The 13,861-nt window shown below is 46.1% G+C and carries 11 protein-coding genes and 1 pseudogene; 8 read left to right on the top strand and 4 right to left on the bottom strand.

Annotation, left to right across the window (positions count from 1 at the left end):
• Window positions 1-163 precede the first annotated feature (163 nt).
• Window positions 164-331 (bottom strand): hypothetical protein, encoded by a 168-nt coding sequence (locus Q7V32_RS10580; RefSeq protein ID WP_304896945.1) that lies wholly within the window; start codon window positions 329-331, stop codon window positions 164-166.
• Window positions 332-370: 39 nt separating this feature from the next.
• Between Q7V32_RS10580 and Q7V32_RS10575 the strand changes: the two genes are divergently transcribed.
• The 5 genes from Q7V32_RS10575 to Q7V32_RS10555 all read left to right on the top strand — a co-directional run bounded on the left by Q7V32_RS10575 (window position 371) and on the right by Q7V32_RS10555 (window position 4,547).
• Window positions 371-568 carry a DUF2283 domain-containing protein gene (locus tag Q7V32_RS10575; protein ID WP_304896944.1) on the top strand — a complete coding sequence of 66 codons (198 nt, stop codon included), beginning with the start codon at window positions 371-373 and terminating at the stop codon, window positions 566-568.
• A 74-nt stretch (window positions 569-642) separates the two neighbouring features.
• The gene (locus Q7V32_RS10570) at window positions 643-2,199 is read left to right on the top strand and encodes an alpha-isopropylmalate synthase regulatory domain-containing protein (RefSeq protein ID WP_304896943.1); all 1,557 of its coding nucleotides are present in this window, start codon (window positions 643-645) and stop codon (window positions 2,197-2,199) included.
• A 46-nt stretch (window positions 2,200-2,245) separates the two neighbouring features.
• Entirely contained in the window at window positions 2,246-3,352 is a 1,107-nt protein-coding gene (gene leuB / locus Q7V32_RS10565; RefSeq protein WP_304896942.1) for a 3-isopropylmalate dehydrogenase, read from the top strand.
• 614 nt (window positions 3,353-3,966) lie between these two features.
• The gene (locus Q7V32_RS10560) at window positions 3,967-4,137 is read left to right on the top strand and encodes a hypothetical protein (RefSeq protein WP_304896941.1); all 171 of its coding nucleotides are present in this window, start codon (window positions 3,967-3,969) and stop codon (window positions 4,135-4,137) included.
• On the top strand, window positions 4,134-4,547 hold the full coding sequence (locus Q7V32_RS10555; RefSeq protein ID WP_304896940.1) for a thiol-disulfide oxidoreductase DCC family protein: 414 nt from the start codon (window positions 4,134-4,136) through the stop codon (window positions 4,545-4,547). The genes Q7V32_RS10560 and Q7V32_RS10555 overlap by 4 nt, the downstream gene beginning before the upstream one ends.
• Window positions 4,548-5,208: 661 nt before the next feature.
• On the opposite strand, the gene Q7V32_RS10550 is transcribed toward Q7V32_RS10555, so the two are convergent.
• Together Q7V32_RS10550 and ppgK are read right to left on the bottom strand one after the other, a co-directional pair.
• Window positions 5,209-9,186 (bottom strand): leucine-rich repeat domain-containing protein, encoded by a 3,978-nt coding sequence (locus tag Q7V32_RS10550; protein WP_304896939.1) that lies wholly within the window; start codon window positions 9,184-9,186, stop codon window positions 5,209-5,211.
• Between the two features lie 327 nt (window positions 9,187-9,513).
• Window positions 9,514-10,257: a polyphosphate--glucose phosphotransferase gene (gene ppgK, locus Q7V32_RS10545; RefSeq protein ID WP_304896938.1), complete on the bottom strand. Its 744-nt coding sequence runs from the start codon at window positions 10,255-10,257 to the stop codon at window positions 9,514-9,516.
• A 134-nt stretch (window positions 10,258-10,391) separates the two neighbouring features.
• Between ppgK and Q7V32_RS10540 the strand changes: the two genes are divergently transcribed.
• From Q7V32_RS10540 to Q7V32_RS10530, 3 genes are all read left to right on the top strand, one after another.
• A complete protein-coding gene (locus Q7V32_RS10540; RefSeq protein WP_304896937.1) occupies window positions 10,392-10,961 on the top strand; it encodes a YbhB/YbcL family Raf kinase inhibitor-like protein in 570 nt (189 codons plus the stop codon).
• A 167-nt stretch (window positions 10,962-11,128) separates the two neighbouring features.
• On the top strand, window positions 11,129-11,632 hold the full coding sequence (locus Q7V32_RS10535; protein WP_304896936.1) for a M48 family metallopeptidase: 504 nt from the start codon (window positions 11,129-11,131) through the stop codon (window positions 11,630-11,632).
• 242 nt (window positions 11,633-11,874) lie between these two features.
• Window positions 11,875-13,467: an ABC-F family ATPase gene (locus Q7V32_RS10530; RefSeq protein ID WP_304896935.1), complete on the top strand. Its 1,593-nt coding sequence runs from the start codon at window positions 11,875-11,877 to the stop codon at window positions 13,465-13,467.
• Between the two features lie 49 nt (window positions 13,468-13,516).
• On the opposite strand, the pseudogene Q7V32_RS10525 reads toward Q7V32_RS10530, so the two are convergent.
• Window positions 13,517-13,861, bottom strand: a pseudogene (locus Q7V32_RS10525) (hypothetical protein); the annotation flags it as partial.

Raw genomic sequence — 13,861 nt, 5'->3', positions numbered from 1 at the left:
CCATTTTAATCAGCGTGATCGAAACCTGCCGTAAAAGACAACAATCCCCTTGGCTTTATTTGGCTGTCGTCATTGATCATCAGCGGACCGGACGGCCGATTCCAAAATTGCCTCCAGTGGTCTGGGGGTCTGAATAGTTACATATTGCTTTCTGATGGTGAGACTATTCAAAAGGGTATGTTCGCGTTAGTAGTAGAAAGTAAATCAACACCGTCATTCCGGCATGGATTGCCGGAATCCAGGTCACAAGGATGTGAAAGTCCATCGCCATCCATGGCTTCTGGACCCCGGCAATCCCTGCCGGGGCGACGCCTACTACTAACGCGAACATAGCCATTCACAACGCATTTTTTGACAGGTCATTTACGCTATGAAAATAAAATATTTCCAAGACACAGATACGTTATATATCGAGTTTCGTGCTGTAGATGTAGCCGAAACTAAAGATTACGATGAAGATACCTTTATTGATGTCGATGCCAAAGGCAATGTTTGTGGCATCACAATAGAACATGCAAAAGAACGTGCAGATATTCCGGCATTTTCTTATGAGCAAATAGCGGCTTAAAGCCTGAAAGGTTTCTCGTTAATTGCCTGAATTCTTAGGTGATTTAGACGACGCATAAAAAATAATACAAAATCATGCCAATAAATTCAAGACACATCCAGCTAATGGACACCACTTTGCGGGACGGCGAGCAAACCCAGGGGGTCGCGTTTACACCAATGGAAAAAGTCAGCATTGCCAAGGCATTATTGCAATCTTTGCGCGTCGACCGTATCGAAGTGGCTTCCGCTCGGGTTTCAGAAGGTGAAAAGGAAGCCGTTACCCATATTAACCAATGGGCAGAGCAGGAAGGCTTTGCCGACCGTGTCGAAGTGCTGGGCTTTGTCGATCATACCCGCAGCGTGGATTGGATCAAATCTACCGGCGGCAAAGTGATTAACCTGCTGGCCAAAGGCAGCGAGAAACACTGTCGAGAACAACTCGGCAAGACGCTGGATCAACACAGTGCCGATGTGTTGCAAACCATAGCCTATGCTCACGAACAAGGGTTAAAAATCAATATTTACCTGGAAGACTGGTCGAATGGCTACAAAGATAGCCCCGATTATGTCTATGGCATGATGGATAGGCTCAAGTCCAGTCACGTGAGTCATTTCATGCTGCCGGATACCCTGGGCGTGATGTCGCCGGACGAAGTGCTTTCAAGCCTCGGTGATATGTGTCAACGCTATCCGGAACTGCAGTTCGATTTTCATCCGCATAACGATTACGGCTTGGCCACCGCCAATGTCATGGCCGCTGTCCAGGCGGGTGTCAGCGCTGTTCATTGCACCATCAACTGTCTGGGTGAGCGGGCAGGCAATGCTTCGCTGGCAGAAGTGGCTGTGGTCTTGCGCGATAAAATGAACATGCAGCTGTCTATTGATGAAAGCCATTTGGTGCGCATCAGTAATATGGTGGAAAATTTCTCCGGCAAGCGCATTGCCGCCAATGCCCCGGTTGTCGGTGCCGATGTCTTTACCCAGACTGCAGGTATTCATGCCGATGGAGATCAAAAGGGTGGCTTATACAAAACGCGGTTGGGACCGGAACGCTTTTCTCGTACCCGCAGCTATGCACTGGGCAAAATGAGCGGCAAGGCCTCGCTGAAAAAAAATCTGGAACAGCTGGAATTGGACTTGTCTGAAGAAGACCAGAAAAAAGTCCTGGCGCGCATCGTCAGCCTGGGTGATTCCAAGCAGACGATAACGACAGATGATCTGCCGTTTATCATTGCCGATGTTCTGGAAAGCAAGAATTATCAACACATCAAATTGCTGGATTGTTCCATCAACAGCGGTTTGAAGCTGCAATCGACCGTCAGCATGCGCGTCGATGTAAAAGGTGACAAGCATCAGGCAACCGGAGCAGGCAGCGGAGGTTTCGATGCTTTTATCGACGGGATCAGTAAAGTACTCGATAAATATGGCTATACGCTGCCTTTACTGACCGATTATGAAATCCGAATTCCCAAAGGCGGCCACGCCGACGCGCTGACCGAATGCGTCATAACCTGGGATTGCGGCAATGAATTGCGCAAAACGCGGGGTGTTCACGTCAATCAGGTTTATGCGGCAATTTTAGCGGCTATCAAACTCATCAACATCCAGTTGCATGAAATGTCGACAGTGCCTTTAGAGCGAACCCAATAAAATAAAAACCTTACCCCTTACTATTCACTTACAAGCAAGCAGAAAAATGAAGCATTATAAAATTGCAGTTTTGGCCGGCGACGGAATCGGCCCCGAGATTACCCAAGAAGCCATCAAAGTTCTCAAACTTATTGAGGAACGCAATGATGTGACGTTTGAGCTCATGCCCGCCTCATTTGGCGCTTGCGCCTATTTCGAAACCGGGGATGCCTTCCCGCAAGCGACCATCGATATTTGCGATCAGGCCGATGCCATACTGAAAGGTCCTATCGGCTTGAGCCATGAAGAAGCTAAAAAAATTCCGGTCGAGAAGCAACCGGAACGCGGTGCATTACTGCCGATGCGCCGCCGTTACAATACTTACGCCAACTTCCGTCCGGTTTCGTTGCCAAAATCGCTGGCGCATTTTTCACCGTTGAAACCTGAGATTATCGGTGAAGGCATCGATCTAATAATGGTGCGCGAACTGGTGGGAGGTCTTTATTTCGGACAGAAAGAGCGCGGCGTTAATGACAAAGGCTTGCGTTATGTCCGGGAAACGCTGGAATATGATGAAGAGCAAATCCGCCTCATCATGCACGAAGCCTTCAAGTTGGCCAGAAAACGACGCAAGCTGCTGCACAATATCCATAAAAGCAACGTACTGATGTCCAGCGTGTTGTGGAACGAAGTGATGGAAGAGGTGGCGAAGGAATATCCCGATGTCGAAGTGGTCAATTATCTGGTCGACGCTGCTGCAACGGCATTGTGTTTAAAACCGACCCAGTTCGATGTGATGGTGATGGAAAACATGTTTGGTGATATTCTCAGCGACCAGGGCGGTGGCATTTTAGGTTCTTTGGGCCTGATGCCTTCGGCCTGTATCGGCCCTGAAAAAGCCTACTACGAGCCATCGCACGGTTCGGCGCCCGACATTGCCGGAAAAAACATTGCCAATCCCTATTCGATGATTGGTTCGGTGGCGATGATGCTGGAAAACAGTTTCGGTATGGAAGCTGAAGCCAAAAATGTGTGGGCAGCGATGCAGGGTGTCTTTGGTGATGGTTATTCCACGGCCGATTTGTCGAAACCGGGAAGCGGTGTAACGATGATCAGCACCGATCAGTTTGGCGATAAAGTGGTTGAAAAGCTGCGTCAAATGCCAAGAGTTTAATCTACGGATTTTGTTGCAGGCGACGGGTCCATGCTCAGGGCAGATTTAACGGAGCGTGGACGGTCTGTAACTTACAAAATGATCAGTAATTCCCAGTTTGAACTTTTAATGTGGCTTGGAGGGTAGGCGAAAGCCTTGCGAGGAACGCCGTAGATCCATCCGTGGAGGCTTGACGGCAGCATCCCTGCTGCCGACATCCCCGCAAAGCTTACGCCTACCCTTTATTCTCATCAAACTGGGAATTGTTGCTTATTTTCTGCGGAGTTTGACCAACTCAGCTATTCTGTTAGTTAATGTGGTAATGCAGGCGTACAATTAATACAAGGATGTCGGAGCCACTATTTAGATTTTGAAAAAGGCAGGGAAGCGCTTTTACAAATTCATTTTGAACGCTTAGGCTGATAAACAGTCAGCACACTTGATTCTGTAAATTCTACTGATAACTTCTCTTTAAAAATCAAACCATCGATTTTAGCTGAACAGTCTCAGTGTTCAGTTACTGCCACACTTTGATGATTGATTTAATTTAACCCATTCCAATGCTGTCGAATAAGCTAAAAAACTACCTGACCGGGGCGAATGGGACACACCTGTAAAACAACGCAAGGACTACTATGACCCCTCAAAATACCCCGCCGCCCGCTCGTCCAGACTGGAATTATGATGCTTATTTTCGTGAGCAAATGGCAAAGAAAAAAAAGAAAGACAGTGACCAGCCGTCACAAAATAACGTTCCATCAACTGAGCGCTTATTGAACAAAAGTTTGAATTTGCTGCCGACATGACCAATCCCTACGAATTCATTCTCTTTTACGATGGGCATTGTCCTATCTGCCGTAAGGAAGTGGCTTGGCTGAAATTTAAAAATAAGCAAGGCAAGCTTGGTTTTCAGGATATCAATGATGACGGTTTCAAGCCTGAAAATTACGGTAAGTCTTTCGATGACTTGATGGCCGAAATTCATGGCCAGTACCCGGACGGGCGCGTCATTAAAGGAGTTGAAGTATTTTACGCTGCCTACCGGGCTGTAGGTTTAGGCTGGCTTATGGCTCCTGTGCGCTGGCCAATACTCAGGCCGCTGTTTGATGGACTGTATCTTTTATTTGCCCGGAACAGGTTGCGTTTGGGCCGATTATTCGGCGGTGATGCTTGCCGGGACGGTCTCTGTGATAGCGGGTCAGGAAAATTGAAATAAGGACTCTGCTGAAAATTAAACGAAAGTTCAATTAATCAGCCGTTCTTCCACATTGCCTTAAAATTGGTGAATCAAAAATTATTGTGTTCTCAGACGGTCTGGAATTGAACGTAGCAAATTGAAAGAATCAATATACTATTTCTGCTTTAAGGTGGAATTACACGATCGAGCAAACGATTCTAAACCTCACGCTTTGATTAAGATTCTAAAGTTTTAGCCTGCATCCATCGCTGAAGATGCCAAGGTTATGGTTCATGATGTTGCTGCATCCTACTGGCTGAACAGCGCCGAAGCTCAAAAGCAGGAAGCGTATTCGGAGTAAAGAAGATTTTGTACATTCTTACAATTCCTTTTAACTAATCGGATCTTTAGTCCTGTTGCTTGTTTCGGTTTTGATCACATCCGGCGCAGAGCAGTGGACGTTGGACAAGCAATTGTCGAAACTATCTAAGTCATTTGGAGTGGCTTATGAAATATCGCCCACCGCGAATTGAAATCTCAACCCATATCTTTGGCGGATAAGGGATACTGGTGAGATTTTAAACCGTTCAGCGTTGCGAAAGTAAATCCAGTGCAAGTTGTTTACCCAATTTTAGACACTCGGTTGCATTGCGACACTGCAAGAGGGATCGAGTCTTAATATCCTATACTAATAAATGCCTCATCTTGAATAAAAATAATAGTTCGGGCGTACTGTTACATCCGGTCGTAAGGATTTAAATTTCTCCAGTTCCGATTCCAATATTGCAGTTTTTCCTAGATTAAGATACTTGAGAGACTCTATGCCGATCAGTGGTGAAAGGTCTGTAACGTTAATTTGGTGTAGTATGAGAATCTCAAGATTTTTTAAGTTTTTAATGGGTGTCAAATCATTAATTGGCTGATACCCAAGAACCAGTCGTTCGAGAGAACTCAAATTGGATAACGGTGTTAAATCGGTGATTTTGGTTCCAGAAATATCCAAGTGTCTAAGATTTTCGAATGACGATATTTCATTCCCGTCTTCTATATCGGTTCTTGCCAAATCTAAGTACTCAAGTGATGAATGACCGAGTATTGGTTTCAGCTGTGTAATCTTCGTATTTACTAAATTCAAATACTTTATTGATTTAAGATTTGCCAGTGGTGTTAGGTCGTCCAATGGAACAGATCTCAAACTCAAATGCTCTAGACCAATCAAATTTTTTATTGGATTTAAGGATGTGAGTTGAAGGCCGTCTAATTGCAAGTATTTAAGATTGCTTAAACCAGAAATTGGTGTCAAATCAGTTACCTTGGTTAATCCACAATCAAGCGAATTAAGTTTTTTTAATTCGCTAAGAGGAGTTAAGTCAGAAACGCGAGTGTTGCTGAAGACCAAATGCTCTAGATTTGTTAATTCAGCAACCGGACTTAGGTCGCTAACGAGAGTATTCCATAGCAATAATTGCGTTAATGACTTCATGCCAATTAAAGGATGTAGCGAGGTTACTCGCGTGCAATTAATATATATTTTTTTAAAACTGTCTACATCTTTTAGCGGATTAATATTTGTGATTCGATGAGAAGTCAACGATACCACTTCTTTATCGAACGGCCATTTTAATGATTCGTCCGGACATAGTTCGTTACAGGCTAAAATCCATTCGTTAACAAGCGGATCTGAACCTTTAGGTAGAGCATAGATCTTTCTCAAAGCAGTTTGTGCCTTTTGTCCGCCAGCTAAGCGCAACAAACGCAAGCAACGCATTGCTATAGAGCTACCTTGTGTAGCCCACCATTTTCCGTTTTCAAGAGTCGAAGAACCGTAATTCAATATGCGCGAACCAAGCTGTGCAAGCGCTTCGGCTTCGTTCATCGAAGCGGGCGGTAATAAATGCTCCAAATACTCATCGATTTTCTTCGAGAATTTTTCGTCCAATCGTTTTGCTGCCGCTCGGCATCGAACCAGAAAAAACTGGCGCGCCTTAATTGTCGCTAAGGTTTTGCGTTCGGCTTTTGTAAGAGCGCCAACCTTAGCCGACGGATTTTTTAGAGACTCGGCGCATTTAAGTAACTCGCCAACTAGATTGGAACTGAAGGATTCCGGAGCTAAAGCAAGAGCGAATAGAATAACCGGCTGCCATGCGGGGTCATCGGCATAGTTGACCAATAACTTCCAATTGCCTTTCCCCACGATACAATTCGCCGCTAGATATTCTTTCAACGCGTTATGAATAAAGTCGATACGATCGATTCCGGCAGGTCGTAGCATGCCGCTTCTTTCCACCAAAGCTTGTAAAATATCATCAGCTTCTTCCTGACTTCTTCCTGGGATTGTGTAAATCGTTTCAGCAACTAAGGCTTTTGCATCGCTACGTTCGATAGATGATTTGCCTTTGCTGACCATAAGCCATGCCAGTTCGGCCAACAGTTCCTCTTTCTGTGCATACTTTAGTTCGCGCCAACTGGTTAAAAAATGTTTGTCGGCTAAGCCTGGCGTTTCCCGTTCCCGACGGTGCAAAAGCATTTCACAAAGGGCTTTGGATAATTCTGCAGGAGTTTCCGGTAATTTTTCTTGTCGTTCTCGATAAAGCGCACAAATCATGGCGCATAACAGCGGATTGGTCGCTAATAAACCCAGTTCGGATTGTTCGGCTAACTCGGCTTTCAGACTTACCGCGATTTGCGCTAGATCTTCGCCGGGTCGTGGTTTCAGCTTTAATTCCGAAGCTGCCGAACGGTACCATTTATCGATGAATTCTTCTCGGTCTTGTCGGCTCATCGGTTCAACGCGCGCTTCAATGAAATCCAAGCGCGAAAGCCAGCCGGGAGCGACTGCGCCCGGGCGAGTAGTGACCACGTAAGTGCAATCAGGATAAGTACGGATCAGATGACCGATTTCTTCTTCGAGTTGACGTCGTTGATCGCGGTGGATTTCGTCTACTCCGTCAAACAAGACCAAGGCCTGCCCGGAATCAAGCAAGTTCGTCATCCAATTCTTCGGAGCGGACGGCAAGTGTTTGGCTAGAAAAGTCGGCAAATCATTAGCCGCTGGTAATTGGCCATTAGGACAATCACGTAACCGAATCAGAAAAGGGACTTTATTTCTCCAAACCTGCTTATGCACTACGCCCGCATTCAGACCGATCCATGCTTTGGTTGGATTGGATGGGGTAATTTGTTTATGTAGTGAATATATTTGTTCGGTTAGATTATTCAGAACTTGGCCCGCAGCATGAATGGCACACCAGCGCATTAGCGTACTTTTTCCGGCACCGGCAGGACCATTTATCAACAGTCGACTGGTTTCAGTCGAAATTTTGTCTAAAACATGTTCTAAAGCCGCACTTGATTCATCGGAAATATGCTGTGGCCGATTGTCGTCTACTAATACATCTTGAACTAACTTTTCTGCTTGATTTTTTAAGGTTTGCGGCTGGCGTTTTTTTGCGGGATAACCGCCATCTTCGGGAGTAAGGTTAAGTGAAACATATGCAACCGATAATTGGTGGCGTTGAAGTTCACGAGGAATATCACAGCCAAAGAGCTCTAAACCATCGTGGTGATAGATTACGAATTGGCAATATCGTTGCGTAAAATGTGCTTCTGCCGATTCCTCGGTGTCGGATGAATCGTGATGATTGATGATTTTTGATTCAGCTGTAGTATCGACACCCTCTGTTTTATTAAAACGAAGCCACGAAAGATTAGGCAATGTCTGACAGCCATCATGCGTTTTTCCCGTCACATTCCTTGCTACCCATCCCCTGCCTGTTGAATCCCATTGCCGCAAATAAATATTGCCCTGAAGATTATCCAAGTCTAAACAACCAAAGCTGTAACCGTTTTTTTGTGAGTTATAACAAGCGCCAGCTGATAAGACTAAGCGACCATCGATGTCTGGTTCAACCCATTCTTGATGTTCATGACCATGTAATACAAGAGCAAACTCTTGTTTTAAACGGCGCATCGCTGATGGGTCTTCTTGTTCTTTCAACCAATTTCCTGGATGGTGTATGAGTGCAATTGCAAAATCGACCGGCCCCATTCGATCTTTCAGTTTGGCTATTTGCCAGTCCGAACCTAACCAAAGATTCGCTTTGTCGCTATCGTCGGCGCAGGACCAGGCAGAATTCAGACCTGCAATACCGACACGAGTACCATGAATCTCTCTTGAATCCGCCCATATCAGATGGGAATCATTGGGTTCGAGATGAGTTAGGCCGTAACTTGTGAGAAAATTTCGATAACTCATCAATCTGTCCATCCACGAACGCCATTGCTTTTTCCCATCCCGCATCGCGGCAATAATTTCCTCTAACGTTCTATTTTTTTGCCTTAACCATTGGGTTTGCTCAGGCAGAATTTCGTCCCGGTCTACATCGTGGTTGCCAGGCACAAGATAAATATCGCGTGGGGATATTTCCGGGTCAAAGGCTGTGCGAACAGCTTCTAGGAACTGGCGAGCTAACTGATACTGATCAGCCATGCTTTCACCGTTAACAGCACCGTAGGCAACATCACCAGTGAAGAATATGAAATCAGGGCGAAGCCCTTGACGGGTCTGCATGTCTTTTAAATCACGAACAAGCGCATCGGTAATTTGGCGAGCATCCCAATCATCACGTTTGCGAGCATGAAAATCTGAAAGGTGAAGCCAAATGAGTTTGCGGGACATTGCATTGATCCTAAATTATATTTCTTAACTCTTGGGTCGATGAATGCGGTAAACAAAGTGCACCGCATCAATCGCGTATTCGCCGGTGCGGTTCGTAAACTCACCGACACCCTACGTTACTATGCTATTTACAATTAGCCTTGATGCAATCGAAGTTTCGAAGGCTAATATTTTTCGTTGTCTGATATTAGGCTTGACGTTTTCAATACAGCAGCACTCAATGTAGCTAACATTGAATCAAGGCGGCAATTTAATCAATACGCGTGCCCCCTAAAAGAGCGGGTCTTTGAATTTTGTTGCATGCTCTTGGCGGGGCTTCAAGGGTGCTCAGATCGTCTTCGATTTTGCATACAATGCAGCGCCGACAATACCGGCCTGGTTTAAAAAGGCGGCAGGTTTAACCGGTGTTTGTACCGTCAGTTGTGTATTAAACTTGTCAAACTTTTTACTGGCGCCTCCGCCAAGTATGATCAGATCAGGCCAAAACAGCCTTTCCATGAGGGTCAGATAAGTATTAAAACGGTTGCCCCACGTTTTCCAGCTCAGATCTTCACTTTTTCGAACAGCATCCGAGGCATAATGCTCAGCTGGAGCGCCATTTTCCAGAAACAAATGGCCTAATTCCGTGTTGGGCATTAACTTTCCTTCGGTAAAAAGTGCAGTACCCAGGCCTGTGCCGATCGTAATCAGCATAACAACACCCGGTTGATCAGCACCTTCGCCAAAATGAATTTCCGCCATACCGGCAGCATCGGCATCATTTACGGCATAACACGGGCAGTGAGTTGTTTCTGTAAACAATTTATCGATATTGCAGCCTATAAATGATTTCGATATATTGGAGGCGGTTTTGGCCACGCCGTGTTGAATCGCTGCAGGGAAACCGCAGCCTACAGGACCGCTCCAGTTAAAATGAGCGACAAGTTGCGCAAGCACTTCTGCAATTGCTTCCGGCGTAGCGGGTCGTGGTGTTTTGATCCGGTGCCGTTCTGTTAAGAGTGTGCCGGTTATAGTGTCAACAATGGCACCTTTAATACCTGAACCACCTATATCTACACCGAGAATATGCATGCTACGTCCTTAAAATAAGTTATATTGCTTGTGCATTTTAGGCGAAGCTCCAGCGAATACAACCTTTAAATAGGGCTAACTGAAGCTCTTCCCTCATGCGTAAGCGTGCCGGTTCTCAAGTCGAGGAGTCAGTGATGAAGCCAAACATAGCACGTTACTTTTTCAGTCTGATTTTTTCTGTATTTACTTTAGTTTCCGTATCAGCTATTCAGGCTGAAGGAGGACAACCTATGACGATGACGCTCAGTTCCCCTGATTTTGCTCATCAAGGTGAAATTCCCAAACGATTCACCTGTCAAGGCGAAGACAAGTCATCGGCAATAAACTGGTCCAACGTCCCTGCAGCAGCCAAAAGTTTGGTATTAATCGTAGATGATCCCGATGCCCCCGATCCGGCTAAGCCGAAAATGACCTGGGTTCATTGGGTTCTCTATAACATTCCGCCCACGGTGACCGGATTGGCGGAGGCAATTGCACCCGGCAGTTTACCTGCGGGGACTTTGCAAGGAGAAAATGACTGGAAACGGACAGGATACGGCGGCCCCTGTCCGCCGATTGGCAGGCATCGTTATTTTCACAAGTTGTATGCATTGGATCAGGAATTGCCTGATCTCAAACAGCCATCTAAAGCCGAACTTGAAGCGGCAATGAAAGGGCATGTGCTCGAACAAGCGGAATTGATTGGGACTTATCAGAAACAATAAAGTGTAAAGGTTAAAAACTGCCGGCAGGCGTAAGGTGAAAGAATTTATCCATTCAACGGGTCATCATTGGCGAGGCGACAACTATCATGACACAGAGCAACGCATGGAATAAAATTTGCCGACCGGTAAACCGGGCATTGTTCAATATGGAATAATGCAAACAACCTATGAAATCGTTAAGCTATCTGGGCGGCTATCCGGAACCCGTTATTGAACGAGTCAAGTCATTGATCCATGCCAATCAATTGGGTGAGCAAATTTTGAAGCGTTATCCGATAGCGCATGAAATCAGGACTGACAAGGCGTTGTATCAGTATGTCATGAGCCTTAAAAATGAACGCCTCAAAATGTCGTCGCCGCTGAGCAAAGTGGTTTATGACGATAAAATTAATGTGTTACATGATGCATTGGGTCTGCATACGATGATTTCTCGCATTCAAGGTTCTCGGCTTAAAGCCAAGAATGAAATTCGGGTGGCGACGGTTTTTAAAAAAGTGCCGCTTGAATTTCTCAGAATGATTGTGGTCCACGAGTTGGCCCATTTGCGTGAAAAAGACCATAACAAAGCGTTTTATCAGCTGTGCGCGCACATGGAGCCGGATTATCATCAGCTGGAATTTGATACCCGCCTGTATTTGACGCATGTCGAGTTAACCGGCAAGCTTTATTAACGACCTGACCCCATTCCATAAGGCTAACAAGCGTCCTGTAGAGCCATGTTAAAGCTTTGCTCATTACTTTGGGCTACTTTAAAAGGCTTGAAAATGGTAGGATTGTCAGCTGAAAAACTGCCTGTGGCTTTAACCTTCGTCTGAGGTCATAAGTCGGCGCAATCATGTAATTGACAAGCTTCGCTGTTGAGCCCATCTTTTCTTCATCATCACTTTATCGACCACCTTTCGGATACAACACCTTGATTTCTACTGCCAATATCACCATGCAATTCGGGGCTAAACCCCTGTTCGAAAATATTTCCGTCAAATTCGGCGAAGGCAACCGCTACGGCCTGATCGGCGCTAACGGATGCGGCAAATCCACCTTCATGAAAATCCTGAGCGGTGATCTCGATCCGACGCAAGGCAATGTCAGTACATCGCCAAACGAACGTATCGGCAACCTGCGTCAGGATCAGTTTGCTTTTGAAAACTTTACCGTTATCGATACCGTCATCATGGGTCACAAAGACCTGTGGCGGATCAAGCTGGAGCGTGATCGCATCTACGGCTTGCCGGAAATGACTGAAGAGGAGGGCATGCACGTTGCCGAACTGGAAGTGCAGTACGGTGAAATGGACGGTTATACTGCCGAATCCAGAGCCGGTGATTTGCTGTTGGGTCTCGATATACCGATTGAACAACACTATGGCTTGATGAGTGCCGTTGCACCGGGTTGGAAGTTGCGTGTGTTGCTGGCTCAGGCCTTGTTTGCCGATCCTGATATCCTGCTCTTGGACGAGCCGACCAACAACCTGGATATCAACACGATCCGCTGGCTGGAAGGTGTGTTAAGCCAGCGCAACAGCACGATGATTATCATCTCGCATGACCGGCATTTCTTGAACAGTATCTGCACCCACATGGCGGATATGGATTACGGCGAGCTGAGAGTTTATCCGGGTAATTACGACGAATACATGACCGCTGTTACGCAAGTGCGCGATCGCTTGTTGTCGGAAAATGCCAAGAAAAAAGCCCAGATTGCTGAACTGCAGACTTTTGTCAGCCGGTTCTCGGCGAATGCCTCCAAAGCCAAGCAGGCCACTTCGCGGGCTAAATTGATCGATAAAATCAAGCTGGATGAAGTCAAGCCCTCCAGTCGGGTTAATCCGTTTATCCGTTTCGATCAGGATAAAAAGCTGTTTCGGTTGGCAGTGGAAGTTGACAATCTCGCCAAAGGCTATGGCGCAGAACCCTTATTCAAAAATCTCAATTTAATGGTCAGTGTCGGCGAGCGTGTCGCTGTAATCGGGCCGAACGGTATAGGCAAGTCCACGCTGTTGCGCACACTGGTGGGCGATTTGACACCCGATGCAGGCGAAATAAAATGGTCGGAGAATTCCGATATAGGCTATTTTGCCCAGGATCATGCCTCCGATTTTGATGAAGATTTGAGCTTGATCGAATGGATGGGGCAATGGCGCAAAGAAACGGATGACGATCAAGCCATTCGCGGTACATTGGGCCGGATGTTGTTCTCGCAGGATGATATCAACAAATCGGTCAAGGTCGTTTCGGGCGGCGAGCAGGGCCGGTTATTGTTCGGCAAACTGATTTTGCAAAAGCCCAACATCATGATCATGGATGAGCCGACCAACCATTTGGACATGGAATCGATAGAATCATTGAACAATGCTCTGGAAAACTATCCAGGTACGCTGATTTTCGTCAGTCACGACCGTGAGTTCGTCTCATCGCTCGCGACCCGCATCATTGAATTGACACCGGACGGCATTAACGACTTTAGCGGTAATTACGAAGATTATTTGTTGAGCCAGAATATCAGTTAGATCAAGAAAAAGTAGCCCGTATGCAGCGCAGCGTAATACGGGTTTCCGGTTATTCACCATAATGTTCAGCATTTTCGGAAGATGAGATGGCCCAGTTTTTCGGAAGTAAGCCGAGCCTGACGTAATTCTGGAAAGAAGAATGAGGCCAATCTGTTGCACTTTGAGTCCATCCATGTTTTATGGGATTCCAGTCAATATAATCGACATGCCGGTTAAAATCGTTGTCGTCACGGATGGTGTGTTCCCAAAACCGTTCCTGATTATAAAGATGCTTCAGCAACAACGTCTTTCCGGCAGGGATTGCCGGAATCCAGAGTACAAGGATGTGTTCGGTGCTTGCCATCCATGGCATCTGGATCTCGGCAATCCCTGCCGAGATGACGATTTTTGACAG

Origin of the sequence: Methylicorpusculum sp., from assembly GCF_030651835.1 — a bacterium.
Lineage (GTDB): Bacteria > Pseudomonadota > Gammaproteobacteria > Methylococcales > Methylomonadaceae > Methylicorpusculum.
Note: the sequence above shows the minus strand (reverse complement) of the source record. Positions and strands in the feature narration are given on the sequence as shown.

Bases quoted from the DNA above. Each gene is read 5' to 3' on its own strand.
- Q7V32_RS10575 (WP_304896944.1), top strand. From the start codon at position 371: ATGAAAATAAAATATTTCCAAGACACAGATACGTTATATATCGAGTTT.
- Q7V32_RS10580 (WP_304896945.1), bottom strand. From the start codon at position 331: ATGTTCGCGTTAGTAGTAGGCGTCGCCCCGGCAGGGATTGCCGGGGTC.
- Q7V32_RS10550 (WP_304896939.1), bottom strand. From the start codon at position 9,186: ATGTCCCGCAAACTCATTTGGCTTCACCTTTCAGATTTTCATGCTCGC.
- Q7V32_RS10560 (WP_304896941.1), top strand. From the start codon at position 3,967: ATGACCCCTCAAAATACCCCGCCGCCCGCTCGTCCAGACTGGAATTAT.
- Q7V32_RS10555 (WP_304896940.1), top strand. From the start codon at position 4,134: ATGACCAATCCCTACGAATTCATTCTCTTTTACGATGGGCATTGTCCT.
- ppgK (WP_304896938.1), bottom strand. From the start codon at position 10,257: ATGCATATTCTCGGTGTAGATATAGGTGGTTCAGGTATTAAAGGTGCC.
- Q7V32_RS10570 (WP_304896943.1), top strand. From the start codon at position 643: ATGCCAATAAATTCAAGACACATCCAGCTAATGGACACCACTTTGCGG.
- Q7V32_RS10540 (WP_304896937.1), top strand. From the start codon at position 10,392: ATGAAGCCAAACATAGCACGTTACTTTTTCAGTCTGATTTTTTCTGTA.
- Q7V32_RS10535 (WP_304896936.1), top strand. From the start codon at position 11,129: ATGAAATCGTTAAGCTATCTGGGCGGCTATCCGGAACCCGTTATTGAA.
- leuB (WP_304896942.1), top strand. From the start codon at position 2,246: ATGAAGCATTATAAAATTGCAGTTTTGGCCGGCGACGGAATCGGCCCC.